We start from the raw sequence: 15,950 nt of genomic DNA, 5'->3' as shown, positions 1-15,950 counted from the left end.
CTACTAATTTTTGATGCTTTTTACAGGGGAACCTTTTTAATAATCTACTAATGAAAAACCTTTCCCAATGTTAAGTTTATATATAACGCGCCTGTTATCGCTATAAAAACGTATTTTTACAGTGGTTTACACATCGTTCATATTTAACCTCCCCGGCGCATGGATATCAATCATAACAAAGACCTCGGTACAAAACAAAAAGCGCTTGCCATAAACCTCGACCCTGCTATTTACGGTTCCTTTGCCGAAATTGGTGCCGGCCAGGATGTAGCGGCTAACTTTTTTAAGGCCGGTGCATCATCAGGCACCATCGCCAAAACCATGTCGGCTTATGATATGACCTTTTCTGATGCCATATACGGCACGCAGCAGGTAAAGCGTTATGTAACAGAGCAAAGGCTTTTAGCCATGCTCGAGAAAGAGTATGATTTATTAATAGAACGCCTTGAAGAACAGCGCGGACATAACACCACTTTTTTCGCCTTTTCTGACACATTTTCGGCCCTCAATTACTTTAAAACGAACGATGGCCACGGCTGGATGGGCGTGCGTTTCCAGTTAGAACCAAATGGCAAATACCAGGATGTGTTACTCCACGTAAAACTGTTAGATAACAATAATAACCTGCAGCAGCAAGCTGTAGGTGTGTTGGGTGTTAACCTTATCTATGCTTGTTTTAACTATTACAAGCAGCCCCTTAGCTTTTTACTATCGTTGATGGATGACCTGTCGAAAGACCGCATCCAGGTAGATATGATCCATTTTGAAGGCCCTGCATTTACCAAAGTAGATAACCGTTTAATGAGCCTTTATTTGGTAAAATACGGATTCTCGGATGCAGCACTATTTGGCCCGAATGGTAAGAACAGGCAACCGAGTGAAGTGCTTTATAAAAAGCATATTGTGGTGGTTCGCGGGCGTTTCAGGCCGGTTATTAACGTGCATATAGATATGCTAAAAACCGGTGTAGAGCAGTTTTTGGATGAGCCGGATGTAGACAAAGATAATGTTGTGGTGATCACCGAGCTTACCCTGCAATCCCTAAAGGAACGCGACGCTGATGAGAATGCCGACATTGACGAGAAAGATTTTCTTGACCGGGTGGATATCCTTTGCTCGCTTGGGCAAAATGTGTTGATCTCCAACTTCCACGAATATTATAAGCTGGTAGCTTACCTATCGAAAATTACCAAGCTAAAAATGGGTGTGGTATTGGGATATCCTAACTTGGAGTACATTTTTACGGAGGAACATTACCAGAACCTGCCAGGCGGTATTTTAGAGTCGTTCGCCACGCTGTTTAGCCGTAAGGTAAAGGTGTTTATATACCCTACCCTGCGCGATGGGCAGATCTGGAACAGCGAGAAATTTACCCTGCCCCCGCACCTAAAAGACCTTTACCAATACCTGATAGCGAATAATAAGATAGAGGATATTAAAGACTATAAAAAAAGCAACCTTAACCTGCAAACCGATAAGGTTTTACAATTGATAAAAGAGGGTGCCGACGGCTGGGAGCAATTTGTACCTGCCGAGGTTGCCGCGATAATTAAGGAAAGATGCTTATTTGGTTATGCCTGCGAAGTTAAAAGTGATAACACCGATACCCCAAAAGCCGAATTATAGTCATAAAAAGCCCGGATGTTTCTCAACAACCAGGCGATCCTCACTTAACAACAAATTTATTGTGCAGTAAACTTAAAGCTGTGGATGACGACCTCGAAAGGTTTATCATCTGTTGGCGCCTGGCCTTTAAACAGCCAAAGGTTTAACAGCACCGGCATAGCCACACTGCTTACAGATACCGACGGGCTCTTAAATTCTTTACTCAAAAACAGGTTATCCCTCTGCTCCTCGTTCAAATGGCCGTACAGGGTTTTAAAAGTAACACTATTAGCCGTACGGATGAACCTGTGGGTAGTATAAGTACCATTGGGCGATGTAAACTCTGTGCTATAGCTGGTATGCCTTGGCGGGTCGCCGGCTTTTGGGTAAACCGTATAGTTTAAGTTTGGATAAGCGCTGTTACCCCAACGTGCAAACTCAATGTCTATCTCATCACGCGCATCGGTGCCCGAGTAATCAAATAAGCCCAGTACCAGGTTTTTATCAAACTTATCTACATCGGCATCAATTTGCCATTGGTAAGTGCCCATGCCAAAACTTTCGGTACTGGCAACTTCGGCGCATTCCCAACGGCCATTGGTGGCATTCTTACTTATTTTTAAGTGTAACCAGCCACTGCCATCAACCCATACGTTGTTGCCGCTCCAGTAATTTGGGCCGGGGCCGGTTGCTTCTGTAGGCTCTTTTACATTCCAGGTATAGCCACTCCATTTAATTGTTTGGCCTTGTGCATTTGCATTATTATACACGGCGATTACCAATAAAGCAACCGCTAAAACAAATTTTCTTTTCATTGTAGCTGTTATTTTACTCCGTTAAATAAGGCCAACATTAACGAGTTGGCATCTTGCGTATCATAATCGCCTGCCCATACATAACCACCTTTAAAGCCATTGTTTTTTATATAACCAGCCTTTAAGGTAACTAACGGCACACCGCTGTAGTAAACACCTTTTCCAGACTTATCGGTAAACTCTTTACCAAACGCGGTTTGGTCGGCAGTTAGGATAGCTTTATAGGTCATGTAATCATATGACCCCCAACTTTCGTTGTTACCCGCTCCGTTTAATGCGTTGTAACGTAACCCAAATGCAGGCACACCCAAAACCAGCTTGCTTGCAGGTAAGTGAAAGTTTGTCCATTTTTCGGCCCCCTCTTTCATAAAGGCCAGGCTTGACGACTGGCCAACCGGTGCATCGGGGCCTATGTGGATGTTATCCTCAAAAGTGTGTACGTTAACCCATGTTGCGGCAGAAAGATCGGGATATTCCCAATGCTGGTAGTTGGTGGTTACTGTAACAGTAATAATAGCCGCTGCCGGTAAAGCTGCCTTAAGCTGGGTAAGGAATGGGCCGATAGCATGGATATTATCCGGCGCGTTGCCCGAATTAATGTCTGTCATCATGATATCCACACCGTCCATTTGTTTAGCGGCTACATAAGCCTTAACCAGGCCAACCAATTTGGTACGTTTTGCAGCGTCGCGGATGGCGGTACCAAAATCGTTGGTTTCGTAAATTGCCCAGCCATCAATGCCTGACAGCCTGCCGCTGATGCCCATAATAACCGGTACACCTGCAATGTGCGCCCTTGCTATAATTTCCCTTGCTTTTTGGCCCACTTCGCCCGGTGAAGTATCCAGGTCGCCTTCAGGAGATACTAACCCAATTTTGTAAGCAACGTGGGTAACGTTGTTGAAATTTACGTTGGCAGCGGTTGCATCCTGTGTAAGGTAGGTCATCGCTATTTTGGTGTATGGCTTAAATGTATAGGTTGATGGATTAACCAATACCTTGGTACTCCTAACACTCGAATCACCGTTGTAAGATACCTTTAGTTTGATCACAAACTCGCCGCCCCTTGCAGGGGCGAATGCGAATTTTTTATCTTTTGATACTTCCTTGCCATCAACCATCCAGCTTACATCCGCTTTGCCGGCAGGTGTAATTTCGATACCGTTGAATTTAGCGGTATCACCTTCATTGATGATCTGCGCGCCCGAAAACTCCCTCAAGATATCGAAGATCCTTGGCTGAAGCGGGTTGCCGGCTTCCTGTTCTTTGGCGATGTCTTTTTTACACCCGGTGCTTAATGCAACCAGCATCACCAGCAGGAATAATGATTTTTTATAGACCTTTTTCATTTTATTTTATGGTTTAATATGCTGTATATCTTATTTTTTTGCTGCCTTTATCTCGGCGTCAATAGTATTTAATAACGAGTTTGTACCGGCATCGTCCTGTAGCAGCTGCCATATCATAACACCACCTGCCTTTTGCAAAGCCAATGTAGTTTTACTTTTAATGGTTGGCAGGCCATTGTAGTAAATGGTACCACCGGCAGGTACGGTTACCTCGTCCTTACCTTCTGCTCCGGGATATTTTTTGATGATGTCTGAGAAAGCCATATCCTCGGGCACGCCGTTACCGAAACCATAACCATAGAAAGGTAAGCCAATACTTAACTTTTCTTTGGCTATGCCGCGGGTACCGCCCCAATAGTTAAGGTCATCAACCGCCATTGAGTAAGGCGAATGCTGACCAGGTTTTTCGGGTTTCCATGGCCCTGTTTTATCGTACGACATGATGTTGATAAAATCGAACTGTGCCAGTGCCTTGTTGGTGTACTGCGTTGCATAAACCGTTGCAATAGCCGTTGTAAGCAGCTTGCCCTTAGGCGTCAATAGTGCCTTTAACTCTACCGCAAAGGTTTCGTAATTGGCATCCACAAAGTGTCCTTCCAGGTCAACATCAATACCGTCCAGGTTGTACTGGTCGGTTAGTGATGCTAAGCTGCCTACCAGTTTTGCGCGACTATTTTTATCGGCTATCAGCGTAGTGTAATACTCCGGCGCAAGTCCGCCACCAATTGATGCCAAAATTTTTACGTTTTTTGCATGCGCGGCAGTAACCAGTTCTTTCAACCCGCTAAGCGTGCTAAAAGTGCCGTTTGCATCGGGGTTTATAAATGCGATATTCAAATGGGTTATCTTGCTAAAATCAAACTGAATAGCCCGGCCATCAACCACATTATATTCGCGCAGGTAACCCACCACCCTAAACGAGGCGGCTGCCACCGGCGTTTTATCGTCATCCGTCTTCACTTCAGATCGCGCACTTTTTTTACAGCTGCACATAACTACAACCAGTAAAATAACACACCAAATATTTCTTCTCATTATCGTCATCATCAATCTTGTATATTATTGTTTATCCCACCAAACGCGTGCGGTCCAGTCGTCAAGCCCGCCAGTTAGTTTGGCAATGGCTTTGTTAATGTTTGTAGCGTTCTGTTCAGTTTCGGTAAGCGGGTATTCAAACCTGCGTGGCGTGGTTGTAGTGGTTGATTCGCCGGTAATTGCAGGTACTAAAACCGGGAAGCCTGTGCGGCGCCAGTTTGAGTAAGCTTCGGGGCCGTTTAATAGTAAAGCGATCCAAAGTTGTGTATCAATCGCTTTTAACTCATTGCCCGGTGCAAGCGGGTTATCTGTTCTAAAGTTTTGGATCTGGGTGTCGGTAATTACAGGTCCGCCTTTAAACAGAGCCAATTGCTTCATGGCTGCAGCCACACCATTTTCGTAATGTGTTTTAGCACTTGCACCTAAATTCAGGTTCCAGCGTTGGTTTGCTTCGGCTAATAAAAGTTCGGTTTCGGCATAGGTAATATGAAAATATGGTGCATCGTTAGTGATCATCCAGTTGGCAAATTGCACTTTTTGGCCATTGTTTGGTACCTGCACAATGCGGCCACCACCAAGGTCAACATTCACAGCGCCCATGAAATCATCGTAGTTATATTTACCGGGGCCAACGCCTACAATACCAACACCAGCGGTTCTTAAAGCATCGCTTACATCGAGCCTTTCCGAAGGTTTATCGGGGTTAACCCAATAATTACGCGCTATAGGCACTAAACGTGGGTCGTTGGCATCACTCATCGCTTTTAACAAGGTTGAACAAATACGTGGGCGGCCCTCATCCGGGTATTGGTTAATAGCAACCGAGATCCCGTTACCGCGGATATCCGAATAACTGTTTTGCACATCGGCATGGTGGGTTATGCAATTATCATCGGCACTGGTAAATACACCTGCTGCGTAAGCTGCCTGTACTTCCGCTTTTGCTTTGTCGGGGTCAACCTTGCTCAGCCTCATGGCTAAACGCAGGTGTAAGGAGTTTGCGAATTTTTTCCAGGCAGCTATGTTGCCCTGATAATAAATATCTGCGGCTACGTTATCTTTTGATGCATCCAATTGTGCCGATGCTTCTTTCAGTTCTTTAAAGAAGTCGTTGTAAATATCCTGCTGTGCATCAAACTCGGGGCGAATAATGCCAGAAATATAGGCCTTGCCGGCCTGTTTGTAAGGGATGTCGCCATAAAGGTCTGTCATACGGGCAAAAATGTACACCTTCATAATACGGCACATGGCGTTCAGGTTGCTTTTAAGCGGGTCTTTTGCAGAACGCCCGGCAGCATCAACAATGTTCAACACATCGTTAGGATAGCCAAGTTCCCAAAGCTCGGACATGTATTGCCTGTTCTTTACATATTCGAAACCGTAGCGGGTGTAATAAGCACCGCCAATTTGCTGCACCAATGGCATGGTCATAATGATGCTGCTACGTTCGTTAATGGTTAAATCGCCAGAGAAACGCAGTTGCGTTAAAACCAACTGGTTAACCGGGTCAAGATTGCTCGACTTGGTTGGGTCGGTATTTAAGCTGCCAAAATCTTCGAACTTTTTACAGGATACCGATAGCATGATAACCGCTAAAAGCACAATGGCTATTTTGTTTATATATCTTTTCATATCTATATGATTGTCAATAGTCTATATCTCTTATTAGAATTTCACGTTTAAGTTAAAGCCCCAGCTTTTTCTTGATGGTAATGAGCCATACTCAAGGCCCTGGCCGTTACCATTGTTGTAGTTGGAGTCCGGGTCAACATTGGGTACATTTTTATGTATGATGAACGGGTTACGGCTAACCAGCGCTACCGACATATTTTTGATTCCCCATTTTGATGAAACTGCACTTGGGATGTTATAGCTTACCGTGATCTCTCGCATTTTGATATAGCTTGCATCGTAAATAAACGGCGTAGCTACACCATTACCATCGCTGTAGTAATTAGCCCAGTATATTGATGGATCAACAGCCTTGGTATTTTTAGCGTAGATAGGTTTGCCTGCGCCATCAACGCCGGTTTGTACCACACCTTGTGGTACGTAGCCCCTAACATTACCGGCTGCGGTCCATTGCTCAATGCTCATACCAGCGGTTTGGCGTGCTTCTTCCGATGCTATCCACTCGGCCCTGCCCGGTAAGGTTACCAAACTTGCGCCGCGTATAACGTTGAATAAGTTAGTCATCGAGAACAGGCTTGCACCATGTTTAATATCCACTACGAAGCTTAAACCAAAATTTTTATAGGAGAACTGACTGCTTAAACCGCCCGTCCAGCTCCAGGTACCTTTACCAAGCACCTCTCGGTCAACCGTTTGCATTGGCGCAAGGGTAACCGGATCGAGTATGGCGTTGCCCTGATCGTCTTTTTGGCCGCCGTAACCTAATATAGCCCCATATGGGGTATTTGGCCTTGCAACAACAGATGTACCTAACCAGCGTGCGTCAGAAAGCGTAAGGTATGGGATACCCTCGGCAAGAGATTCTACATTATTGATGTTGCGCGCAAAATTCACGTTCAGGTCCCAGCTAAAATCTTTGGTCACAACCGGCCTTGCTAATAAGGTAACCTCAATTCCCTTATTAGCAATAACACCTGCATTTACCAAGCTTTGCGTAAAGCCCGAGCTTAACGGGATATTAACGATATTAATCTGGTCCCTTGATTTTGAGGTGTAATAAGTAACATCCAAACCAATCCTGTCGTTAAAAAACTTCAGGTCGGTACCCACTTCAAAAGAACGTGTACGGGTCGGTTTAAGGTCGTTACCCGGCGGTTTAATGGTTGTGCCGATACCACCTATAGCCTGCCCGTTAAAGTTTTGAGGGTTAAGGGCATAAACTAAATTCAGCATGTATGGGTCAGTGCTGCTTGCAACCTCGGCACCCGATACCCGGATCTTACCAAATGAAAGTACCGATTTAGGGATATTGAATGCATCGGTAAATACAAAACTTGCTGATGCTGACGGATAGGTGTAAGCATTTTTACCGGCCGGCAGTGTTGATACCGCATCCCGGCGAACGGTTGCATCCAAGTATAAATAACCTCTGTATCCGGCTGTGAATAACCCATATACAGACCTGGTTTCCATTGCTCTTGGCGAGAGCTGGATGATGGTTTTATCAGAGAAGCTATTAGAACTTATTGCATCTGTTGCCACCATATTTATATAGTTACCTGTGTAGCCCGGTGCCGCACTACGCGACAAACTTGTACCTAACCTTGCAGATAAGTTTAAAGATCTGGTCACTTGTTTCTGAGCGGTTAGTAACATATCAGCCTCGGTAGTTTGTACCTTTTGGTTGGTAGTTTCTAACCTGCCGGTTAACGAGCCGGGGGTTGAACGTGGGCTGAATTTCTCGTAGTCGAAATAGGTGAAATCTGTAGAGGCGCGGCCCTGCAAATTCAACCAACTGGTAAAAACGTAGTTGGCCTGCAAACCGCCTATCATGCGGTTCTTTTTGGTGTGGTTACTCATCTCGTTAATTACCCAGTATGGGTCCAGCCTGTATTGGCCTCCGCCCCACTCTACGTAATTACCTTCCACATCTTTATAGCCTGTTTTAAAGTAAGCCTGATCAACGTTATTAGCCAGGCCAATAAAGTTGTTACCAATGTTACCCGGATCATCAGCCAATGACGGGCGGTTCTTAACATTCTCGTTCATGTACATTACCCTGGCTTCTACCGTAAGGTTTTTGCCGAATTTTGAGCTACCTGTAAAGTTGAATGTGTTACGGCGCATGTTGCTGCCAGGTACAATATCGTTGTTACGAAGATCTGAGATGGACAAGCGGAAGTTTCCTTTATCGCTTGAGTTTGATAACGCGATAGTATTGGTAAAAGTTGAACCAGTACGAAAGAAATCCTGGATATTATCCTTCACCAAAGCATAAGGGCGGTATACACCGTCAAACCCAATTACCTGTAAGTTTGGATCTAAACGTGGGCCAAAGTTATTGAACAGGGTGTTTTTTGCCTGTGCGGCATCTATCACCAATTGCTCTGAACTGCCCTGCCCGTAAATGAACTGGTTTCCATCTAAAGTGGTTAGTTGTTTTTCAAAAGAAGAGGTACTGTTAAATTCGATACCCAATTCTTTACGAGTACCTCCACGTTTAGTAGTTATTAAAATAACACCGTTACCTGCGCGGCTACCGTAAAGTGCCGAAGCAGAAGGGCCTTTCAGCACGCTTATCTTATCTACATCATCTGGATTAATGGCAGATATGGCATCGCCAAAATCCTGGCCACCCGAATATTTGCCACCGCCCACCTGGCCGTAGTTAGAGTTATCTATCGGCACACCATCTACCACATATAATGGCTGGTTATTGCCCGTAATAGTTGTGTTACCACGAATAATAACCCTTGATGAACCTGCAGGGCCACCTGCTGTGCTGTTGATAACCAAACCGGCAACTTTACCCGCAAGCGAGTTCATCACGTTGGTTTCGCGGGCTTTTTTCAGGTCGTTACCGTCTACCTCGGCAAAGGCATAACCCAAAGCGCGTTGTTCGCGTTTGATACCAAGGGCAGTTACTACTACCGTTTTCAATTCGGTGCTGCTAAGGCTTAGGTTAATGGTTACAAACTTTACGTTTTTGCTGGCTATAACAGATGATGTCTCAAAACCAAGCATTTTAAAGGTTATTACATCGCCGTCGTTAGCTTCTACAGCAAATTCGCCCTGGTTATTGGTAACAGCCGATTTATTGTTCCTGGTGTTCACTACCGTTACCCCCGGCAAAGGCAGCTTGTCAGAATCCAACACTTTACCTTTAAGGGTAAACGCTACTGCATTGGCATTGCTTTTAAACGCCTGTATCATTACCGTTTCGCCGGCAATTTTATACCTCACGTTTATCCTGCTTGCTAAAGCTTCGATAACATCGTTCAACTGCTTGTTGGTTACCTTAAGGCTGATCCTGTGTTTAAAGTCAACATCGGCAGGGTTGTATGAGAAATGAACTTTAGTGGCATCCTCAATTTGCTTAAACACTTTGTCAACAGGCTGGTCTTGCCAGTTAAAAGAGTAAAGCTCTGCTTTGGGTGCCGACTGGGCGTAAGCACTGGTACAAATAACCAGGAACACTGCCCCGAGCATCCTCAGTAACATTTTCGAAAAAAAACGTTTAGCGGGTAGTTTTTTTAGCATAGTTTAAAAATTTAGGTTGCGTTTATTTTAATTATAGTTTACTTTTTAGAATACAAGTTTTACAGTGCTGCCATCGTGGTTATAAGTGAATTTGTTTACAAAGCCAATGGCATCAAGCACATGGGTTAGGTTTTTATTATTGAACTGACCGGTGAACATTATTTTCCCGGCTTCTTTCTCATCTGCTTTAATAACTACACCATAGGTATTAGCAATTTTTGCAGCTATATCTTTAAAATCGGCATTGGTAAATACAAGCCTGCTGTTTTTCCAGTTTTGGATCTCAACTTGGGCAAAGTCTGATTTGGTGAAGCTGTTATTCCCTTCCGCCAAAACAACCTGCTGTCCTGGTATCAGGATCTGATCGGCAATTTTTGATTGGGTTTGGGTTGCCTCAACCTTAACTTTACCTGTCGATAGCATTACACTCGCGGTTCTGGCATCACCGTAGCTGCTTACCTTAAATGATGTACCTAAAGCTGTGGTGGCTGTTTTGTTGGTTAACACCACAAAAGGGCGTGTTTTGTCTTTAGTAACTTCAAAAAATGCCTCGCCGGTTAAAAGCACATGGCGGTTTTCCTTGTTATAATCGTTAGCTATTTTTAGCGAGCTCGATCCGTTAAGCGTTACGGTTGAACCATCGGGCAAAACCACCACTTTGCGGTTGCTGAAGTTTGTTTGGGCTACCGTATGATAATTATTATTGGTTACCTGGCTGTACAACACCGCGCCTGAAATGGGTGCATTGTACCGATACAAACCATAACCAATTGCCAACACCAATAACGTGGCGGCAATAGCTATGCGTGGCATCCATAAACGGCGGATGTTGGTTATCTGTATGGTTTTTGTTTTAAGCTGCTCGGCTGCTATTGATGCCTTTAATTTGGTAAGGGAATCCTGTTTTTCTTCTTTACTTATTTTGATGCTCAGCAACAGGCAAAGTTCGCGGGCATCGACAATTTTCTTTTTTAGAAGTGGTTGTGTTGAAATGATATTTTCCCAGTGTGTTTTATCAGCTTCGTTAAGTTCGTAACAATAGTTAATAAAGCTTTCATCCGTTAAAAAATCCTCGATATTGAAATTCATGTAGTCCATTAAGTTGGTATTTGTACACAAGTGCAATAGATTATTCTTTTTTACCAATACTTTTTAAAATTATTTATAAAGATTTTATATACCTTCATCGAATTAACAATGGGATGTTAAACCACTTTAGGGATCAGGTAGATGAACATTAAAACAGAACGGGTAAAAAAGAACTGGGGGTTGCTTGTGCAAGGCGATCAGCAAGGCTTGTATGCCTGTTTTGATATTTTTTATGACGACCTTTACCGCTTTGGCGTTTGCATGTACAAAAACCCCGAACTGGTTAAAGAGAGCATAAACAATCTGTTCATCGAGCTTTGGCGGATACAGGAGAAATTATCTGCCGTACAAAACGTTCAGCAGTATGTGCTTACCATATATAAGCGTATCCTATATAAAACCTATCAGCAATACAGCCGCGATACCTTCACCTCTACCCTGGAAGAAGCCGACATAGAATCAGCCATAGCCGAGCAGCCCTACGAAAACATCCTGATAGCCAGCCAACAGGACGAAATCACCAAAAAACGCCTTCAAAAAGCCCTAAACCAACTTACGCCCCGCCAAATAGAGATTGTGCAGTTAAGATATTTTGACCAGGTAAGTTTCTGCGAGATTAGTGAGCGTACCGGCCTAACCGAACGGACTATTTACAACACTTTACATAATGCTATCAAAGTATTAAGAGAGGTTTTTTTGCTGGCGATAATTGTAAAGCTATTTAACTAAATCTACTTTTTTTGATAATAATGCATATTAAATTAGTAGATATTATCATAATTAAAATATTTATCGCCATGCATTATTAAACTGAAAATAAATTATCTTTAGCTCACCAAGCACTTTACAACAATTTCTTTTGAAAACTATTAGCCGACGAAATTTTTTAGGCAAAGGCGCTATGCTGGCAGGCGGCACCTACCCCGCCATGATGGCTTTAGGCTTGTTGCGCCCCGCCCCTGCACACGCATTTAACTTAGAAGGGAACGGCAACGGCAAACACATTATCATATTAGGCGCGGGCCTGGCCGGCATGACCAGCGCCTACGAACTTACCAAACTTGGTTACCGCTGCACCATATTAGAAGCACGCCAACGCACCGGCGGCCGTTGCTGGAGCATCCGTAACGGCAGTACCCAAACAGAGATTGACAAACCAACAGCCACAGCGCGTTTCGACGATGGCCAGTATTTTAATGCCGGACCATCGCGCATACCGCATAACCACGAACTTACGCTACATTACTGCAAGGAATTGGGTGTACCTATCCAGGTTTATAATAATGTAAACGAAGGCGCATACTATTTCGCCGAAGGCAAGGGCCCGCTATCAAACAAAAAGATAAAAGTACGTGAAGTGCATAATGACATCCGCGGATACATGAGCGAGATGCTTGCAAAAAGCATTGATCATGGTGGATTAGACAGCGCTTTAACCAAAGAAGATGCCGAAAAAGTTATAGAGTACCTGAAAGCCGAAGGCGGATTGGATGTAGATAAGCTATACAAAGCATCAGCCCGACGTGGCTATACTGAGATGTGCGGCGCGGGCGATAAACCCGGTAAAATTGGTGACCCGCATAAACTGGCCGACCTGATCCACTCCGGCCTGATGGACCCCGATTTTTATAATGTGGCTGAATATACTTACGAATTACAGATGACGATGTTCCAGGCAGTTGGCGGGATGGATAAGATAGCATCAGCACTGGAGAAGAAAGTAGCGCCGTTTTTAAAGATGGGTGCTGAGGTTACCGATATTACCAACCTGCCCGAAGGTGTAAAGATTTTATATACCGATGCTACGGGTAAACATGAAATAACCGCCGACTTGTGTATCTGCACCCTACCACTGCCTGTACTCAGCAACATCAACCATAATTTCTCTGGCGATGTAAGCCGTGCGATAGATTATATCGGTTACATCCCGACAGGGAAAATTGGCCTGCAGTTTAAACGCCGCTTTTGGGAAGAGGACGAACATATTTACGGCGGCATCACCCATACCAATAACGATCTGACGCAGGTGTTTTACCCATCTTACGATTACCTGGGCAAAAAAGGCATCTTGATAGGTTACTACAACTTTAATGAGAAAGCACAAAAAATTGGTGCTTTAAACTTTGCGGATCGTGAGAAGTTTGCGCTGGATAAAGGCAGGTTGATCCACCCGCAATACGATAAGGAGTTTGAAAGCTCGTTCTCGGTAAGCTGGCACAAAACCAAGTATAGCCTCGGTGGATGGGCGGTTTACAATACCGACACCCGTAAAAACCAATACCCGGCGCTGCTAAAACCCGATAAGCAAATATACTTTGCAGGCGAACACCTTACCTACTTAAACGCGTGGATGGCCGGCGCTTTTGAATCGGCACGAAGCACGGTGGCGGCCTTGCACGCAAGGGTAAGCGGGCAACAGGTACAGTACAAGGCACAACAATAAAACTAAAATACCTTCACAATGGCAAACTCAATTAACCGCAGAAACTGGATCAGATCCAGCGCTTTTATAGCCGGGGGACTGGCTTTTTGTTCGGGCACCATCAGTAAGCTGTCAGCTATGCCTAAACGTATGCTAAAGTCGCCGCGCGCTCTTACCGACCGCGAAGTAGCAGCCGCCGCACCGTTTGATTTGAAAGCAAGGCTGCTGGCTAATGAGAACCCTTTCGGCCCATCCCCCGCGGCTAAAAAAGCAATTGCAGATGCGTTGGACAAAAGTTACCAGTACCCGTTTATGTTGGGTTCACAACTTTCGGGCAAAATTGCTAAGCACGAAGGAGTGGGTATGAAAAACATACTGATGGATTCCGGGTCTACCCCATTGCTGCATGCTGCGGCGATCTGTTTTACCAAAGGCGGCAAAAGTGTTATCACCGGCGACCCATCATACGATGACTTGCCAACCTACGCTGAAGAATTTGACGGCAAATGGGTGAAAGTGCCTTTAACTTCAGATTACAAGTTAGATCTTGATGCCATGGAAGCCAAAGTTGACGCCAACACCGGCATGGTTTATATCTGTAACCCAAACAATCCAACCGCCACTGTGGTAGATACCGCCAAGCTTAAGGCCTTTTGCGAACGTGTATCCAAAAAAACAATGGTATTTATTGATGAGGCTTATATAGATTATCTGCCCGATCCACAAGGCACTACCATGATCAGCCAGCTAAAAGCAGGTAACAACATCATCATCGCGCGTACCTTCTCTAAGCTTTACGGTTTTGCAGGCCTGCGTTTAGGCTATGCTATCGCGCAGCCGGAAACTATTAAAATGCTGAAACAATACTCGAGCGATGGATTTAACATCAGCAGTACCACGCTAGCTGCCGCTATTGCTGCTTACCAGGAAAAGGACTTTTTAGCCGAAACCCTAAAAAAGACAAACGAATCTAAAGAGTATTTATATTCGGTTTTGAAGGAGGAGGGTTATACCTATATCCCGTCATCGGCCAACTTTGTGATGTTCCCGATAAAAATGGATGGCAAAAAATTCAGCACAGAAATGTTTAAACGCGGCGTAGGCATCCGCGACTGGAAACTGAACGGCCAGGACTGGTGCCGCATCTCCATTGGCCGTATGGACGAAATGGAAGCCTTTGCAGCAGCCTTTAAAGAAATATCTTAATTTGAAGAGAGGCAAGATATCAGGATGTGGGAAACAAGGCTGCTCTATTGTTGACCTGTTTTTTCATCTTGATTCCTTATTCTTAATATCCTGATTCTATTAAAAATATGCATAAACTAACATTAACATTACTTCTTGCAGGCTCAATTTATATATGCAAGGCACAAACCGTAACACCAAGGCCGCTCACCATGGCCGAATACACCAAGGCGCAAACATTCACCATTGCCGACCTGGATAAGGACACCTACGTAAAGTTTGAAAACACCTACGTGCTGGACCGTTACAAAGGCCGCAAACCATACTTCATCACCGGCAGCGATGGTTTGAAAAAACGAATCGACCTGTATAAATTGGTAGCCAAAGAGGGCATACAGGAAATTGGTACCATGGTTTTCTACACCAACGAAAAGGGGAAACTTTACAAAGCGTTAGTCCCGGATTTTACCGCGGATGCCAAAGTTTGGGAACAGTACTTCCAGGATATTGACAATATCAATAAAGTGGAGACTAATTTCATACTGAAACTATCTTACATTTTGTCGAAAGAACTAAGCTTTCAGCAATACAAACTGCTTAACGGCGGCAAGGATATGAAGGAAGAATCGGCTACTTACGGTAACGATATCTGTTTCCCGGGTAATGAAATGGTAACGATGGGAAACAGCGCTAAAAAGCTTTTAAAAGATGTTAAGAGTGGTGATGAGGTAATCACCGTAGACCCTGACACCAAAATTGCATCAGCAGTAAAAGTTAAAGAATTGACCACCCATGATGCCAAGAATTATGCGTTAACCAAGTTGGTGTTGGTATCGGCACAAACTAATGGTAATAATATCACGCTAAACAGCAAAGTATTGCGGGCCACACCAAACCACCCCATGCTTACCAAACAGGGTAACCAAAAAATCGGCGAGATAACTTTAGGGCAGGATGTACTTTGCCTTAACGAGCAAACCGGCAAGTACGAAAACTTTACCGTCCTATTAAAAACTGAGCAGGCCGGCGGCATCCAAAAAGTTTATAACATTGTGGCTGATGGCGGCAGCACCATTATTATGAATGGCGTTATGGTGATGCAGAAATAAGCTTAATACTTTATAAAACAGGAAAGGGCTTATTTTGGAAGCCTTTTTTTGTTGACGGCGGTAACACATTCCGCGATTACTTCGTTTATCTTATAATCCACATTACCGATGTTCAAAAATCGGCAAAAATTTTTTAATGCAATTTGGTACACTTGCCAAATATTCTACC

Annotated in this window: 11 protein-coding genes; 5 read left to right on the top strand and 6 right to left on the bottom strand. The window is 44.2% G+C overall.

Features of this window, described 5'->3' with window-relative positions:
- Nucleotides 1–159 precede the first annotated feature (159 nt).
- Complete coding sequence (locus tag RHM67_RS10645) at nt 160–1,626, top strand: TonB-dependent receptor (protein ID WP_322226681.1); 1,467 nt, start codon at nt 160–162, stop codon at nt 1,624–1,626.
- A 56-nt stretch (nt 1,627–1,682) separates the two neighbouring features.
- On the opposite strand, the gene RHM67_RS10640 is transcribed toward RHM67_RS10645, so the two are convergent.
- The 6 genes from RHM67_RS10640 to RHM67_RS10615 all read right to left on the bottom strand — a co-directional run bounded on the left by RHM67_RS10640 (nt 1,683) and on the right by RHM67_RS10615 (nt 11,065).
- The gene (locus RHM67_RS10640; protein ID WP_322226679.1) at nt 1,683–2,420 is read right to left on the bottom strand and encodes a glycoside hydrolase family 16 protein; all 738 of its coding nucleotides are present in this window, start codon (nt 2,418–2,420) and stop codon (nt 1,683–1,685) included.
- A gap of 8 nt (nt 2,421–2,428) precedes the next feature.
- Nucleotides 2,429–3,769, bottom strand: coding sequence for a glycoside hydrolase family 18 protein (locus tag RHM67_RS10635; RefSeq protein ID WP_322226677.1), 1,341 nt, complete (start codon nt 3,767–3,769; stop codon nt 2,429–2,431).
- A 30-nt stretch (nt 3,770–3,799) separates the two neighbouring features.
- Nucleotides 3,800–4,762, bottom strand: coding sequence for a glycosyl hydrolase family 18 protein (locus tag RHM67_RS10630; protein WP_322226675.1), 963 nt, complete (start codon nt 4,760–4,762; stop codon nt 3,800–3,802).
- Between the two features lie 66 nt (nt 4,763–4,828).
- Entirely contained in the window at nt 4,829–6,436 is a 1,608-nt protein-coding gene (locus tag RHM67_RS10625; protein WP_322226673.1) for a SusD/RagB family nutrient-binding outer membrane lipoprotein, read from the bottom strand.
- A gap of 33 nt (nt 6,437–6,469) precedes the next feature.
- Nucleotides 6,470–9,976 (bottom strand): SusC/RagA family TonB-linked outer membrane protein, encoded by a 3,507-nt coding sequence (locus RHM67_RS10620; RefSeq protein ID WP_322226671.1) that lies wholly within the window; start codon nt 9,974–9,976, stop codon nt 6,470–6,472.
- Between the two features lie 45 nt (nt 9,977–10,021).
- Nucleotides 10,022–11,065: a FecR family protein gene (locus tag RHM67_RS10615; protein ID WP_322226669.1), complete on the bottom strand. Its 1,044-nt coding sequence runs from the start codon at nt 11,063–11,065 to the stop codon at nt 10,022–10,024.
- 141 nt (nt 11,066–11,206) lie between these two features.
- Between RHM67_RS10615 and RHM67_RS10610 the strand changes: the two genes are divergently transcribed.
- The 4 genes from RHM67_RS10610 to RHM67_RS10595 all read left to right on the top strand — a co-directional run bounded on the left by RHM67_RS10610 (nt 11,207) and on the right by RHM67_RS10595 (nt 15,781).
- The gene (locus RHM67_RS10610) at nt 11,207–11,794 is read left to right on the top strand and encodes a sigma-70 family RNA polymerase sigma factor (RefSeq protein ID WP_322226667.1); all 588 of its coding nucleotides are present in this window, start codon (nt 11,207–11,209) and stop codon (nt 11,792–11,794) included.
- Between the two features lie 130 nt (nt 11,795–11,924).
- Nucleotides 11,925–13,508, top strand: a complete 1,584-nt coding sequence (locus RHM67_RS10605; protein ID WP_322226665.1) for a flavin monoamine oxidase family protein — start codon at nt 11,925–11,927, stop codon at nt 13,506–13,508.
- An 18-nt stretch (nt 13,509–13,526) separates the two neighbouring features.
- Complete coding sequence (locus tag RHM67_RS10600; protein ID WP_322226663.1) at nt 13,527–14,693, top strand: histidinol-phosphate transaminase; 1,167 nt, start codon at nt 13,527–13,529, stop codon at nt 14,691–14,693.
- Between the two features lie 107 nt (nt 14,694–14,800).
- The gene (locus tag RHM67_RS10595) at nt 14,801–15,781 is read left to right on the top strand and encodes a Hint domain-containing protein (protein ID WP_322226661.1); all 981 of its coding nucleotides are present in this window, start codon (nt 14,801–14,803) and stop codon (nt 15,779–15,781) included.
- The last annotated feature ends 169 nt before the right edge of the window (nt 15,782–15,950 follow it).

Source organism: Mucilaginibacter sp. 5C4 (assembly GCF_034345625.1).
GTDB classification, from domain to species: Bacteria; Bacteroidota; Bacteroidia; order Sphingobacteriales; family Sphingobacteriaceae; genus Mucilaginibacter; species Mucilaginibacter aurantiaciroseus.
This window is presented reverse-complemented; position numbering and strand designations above follow the sequence as displayed.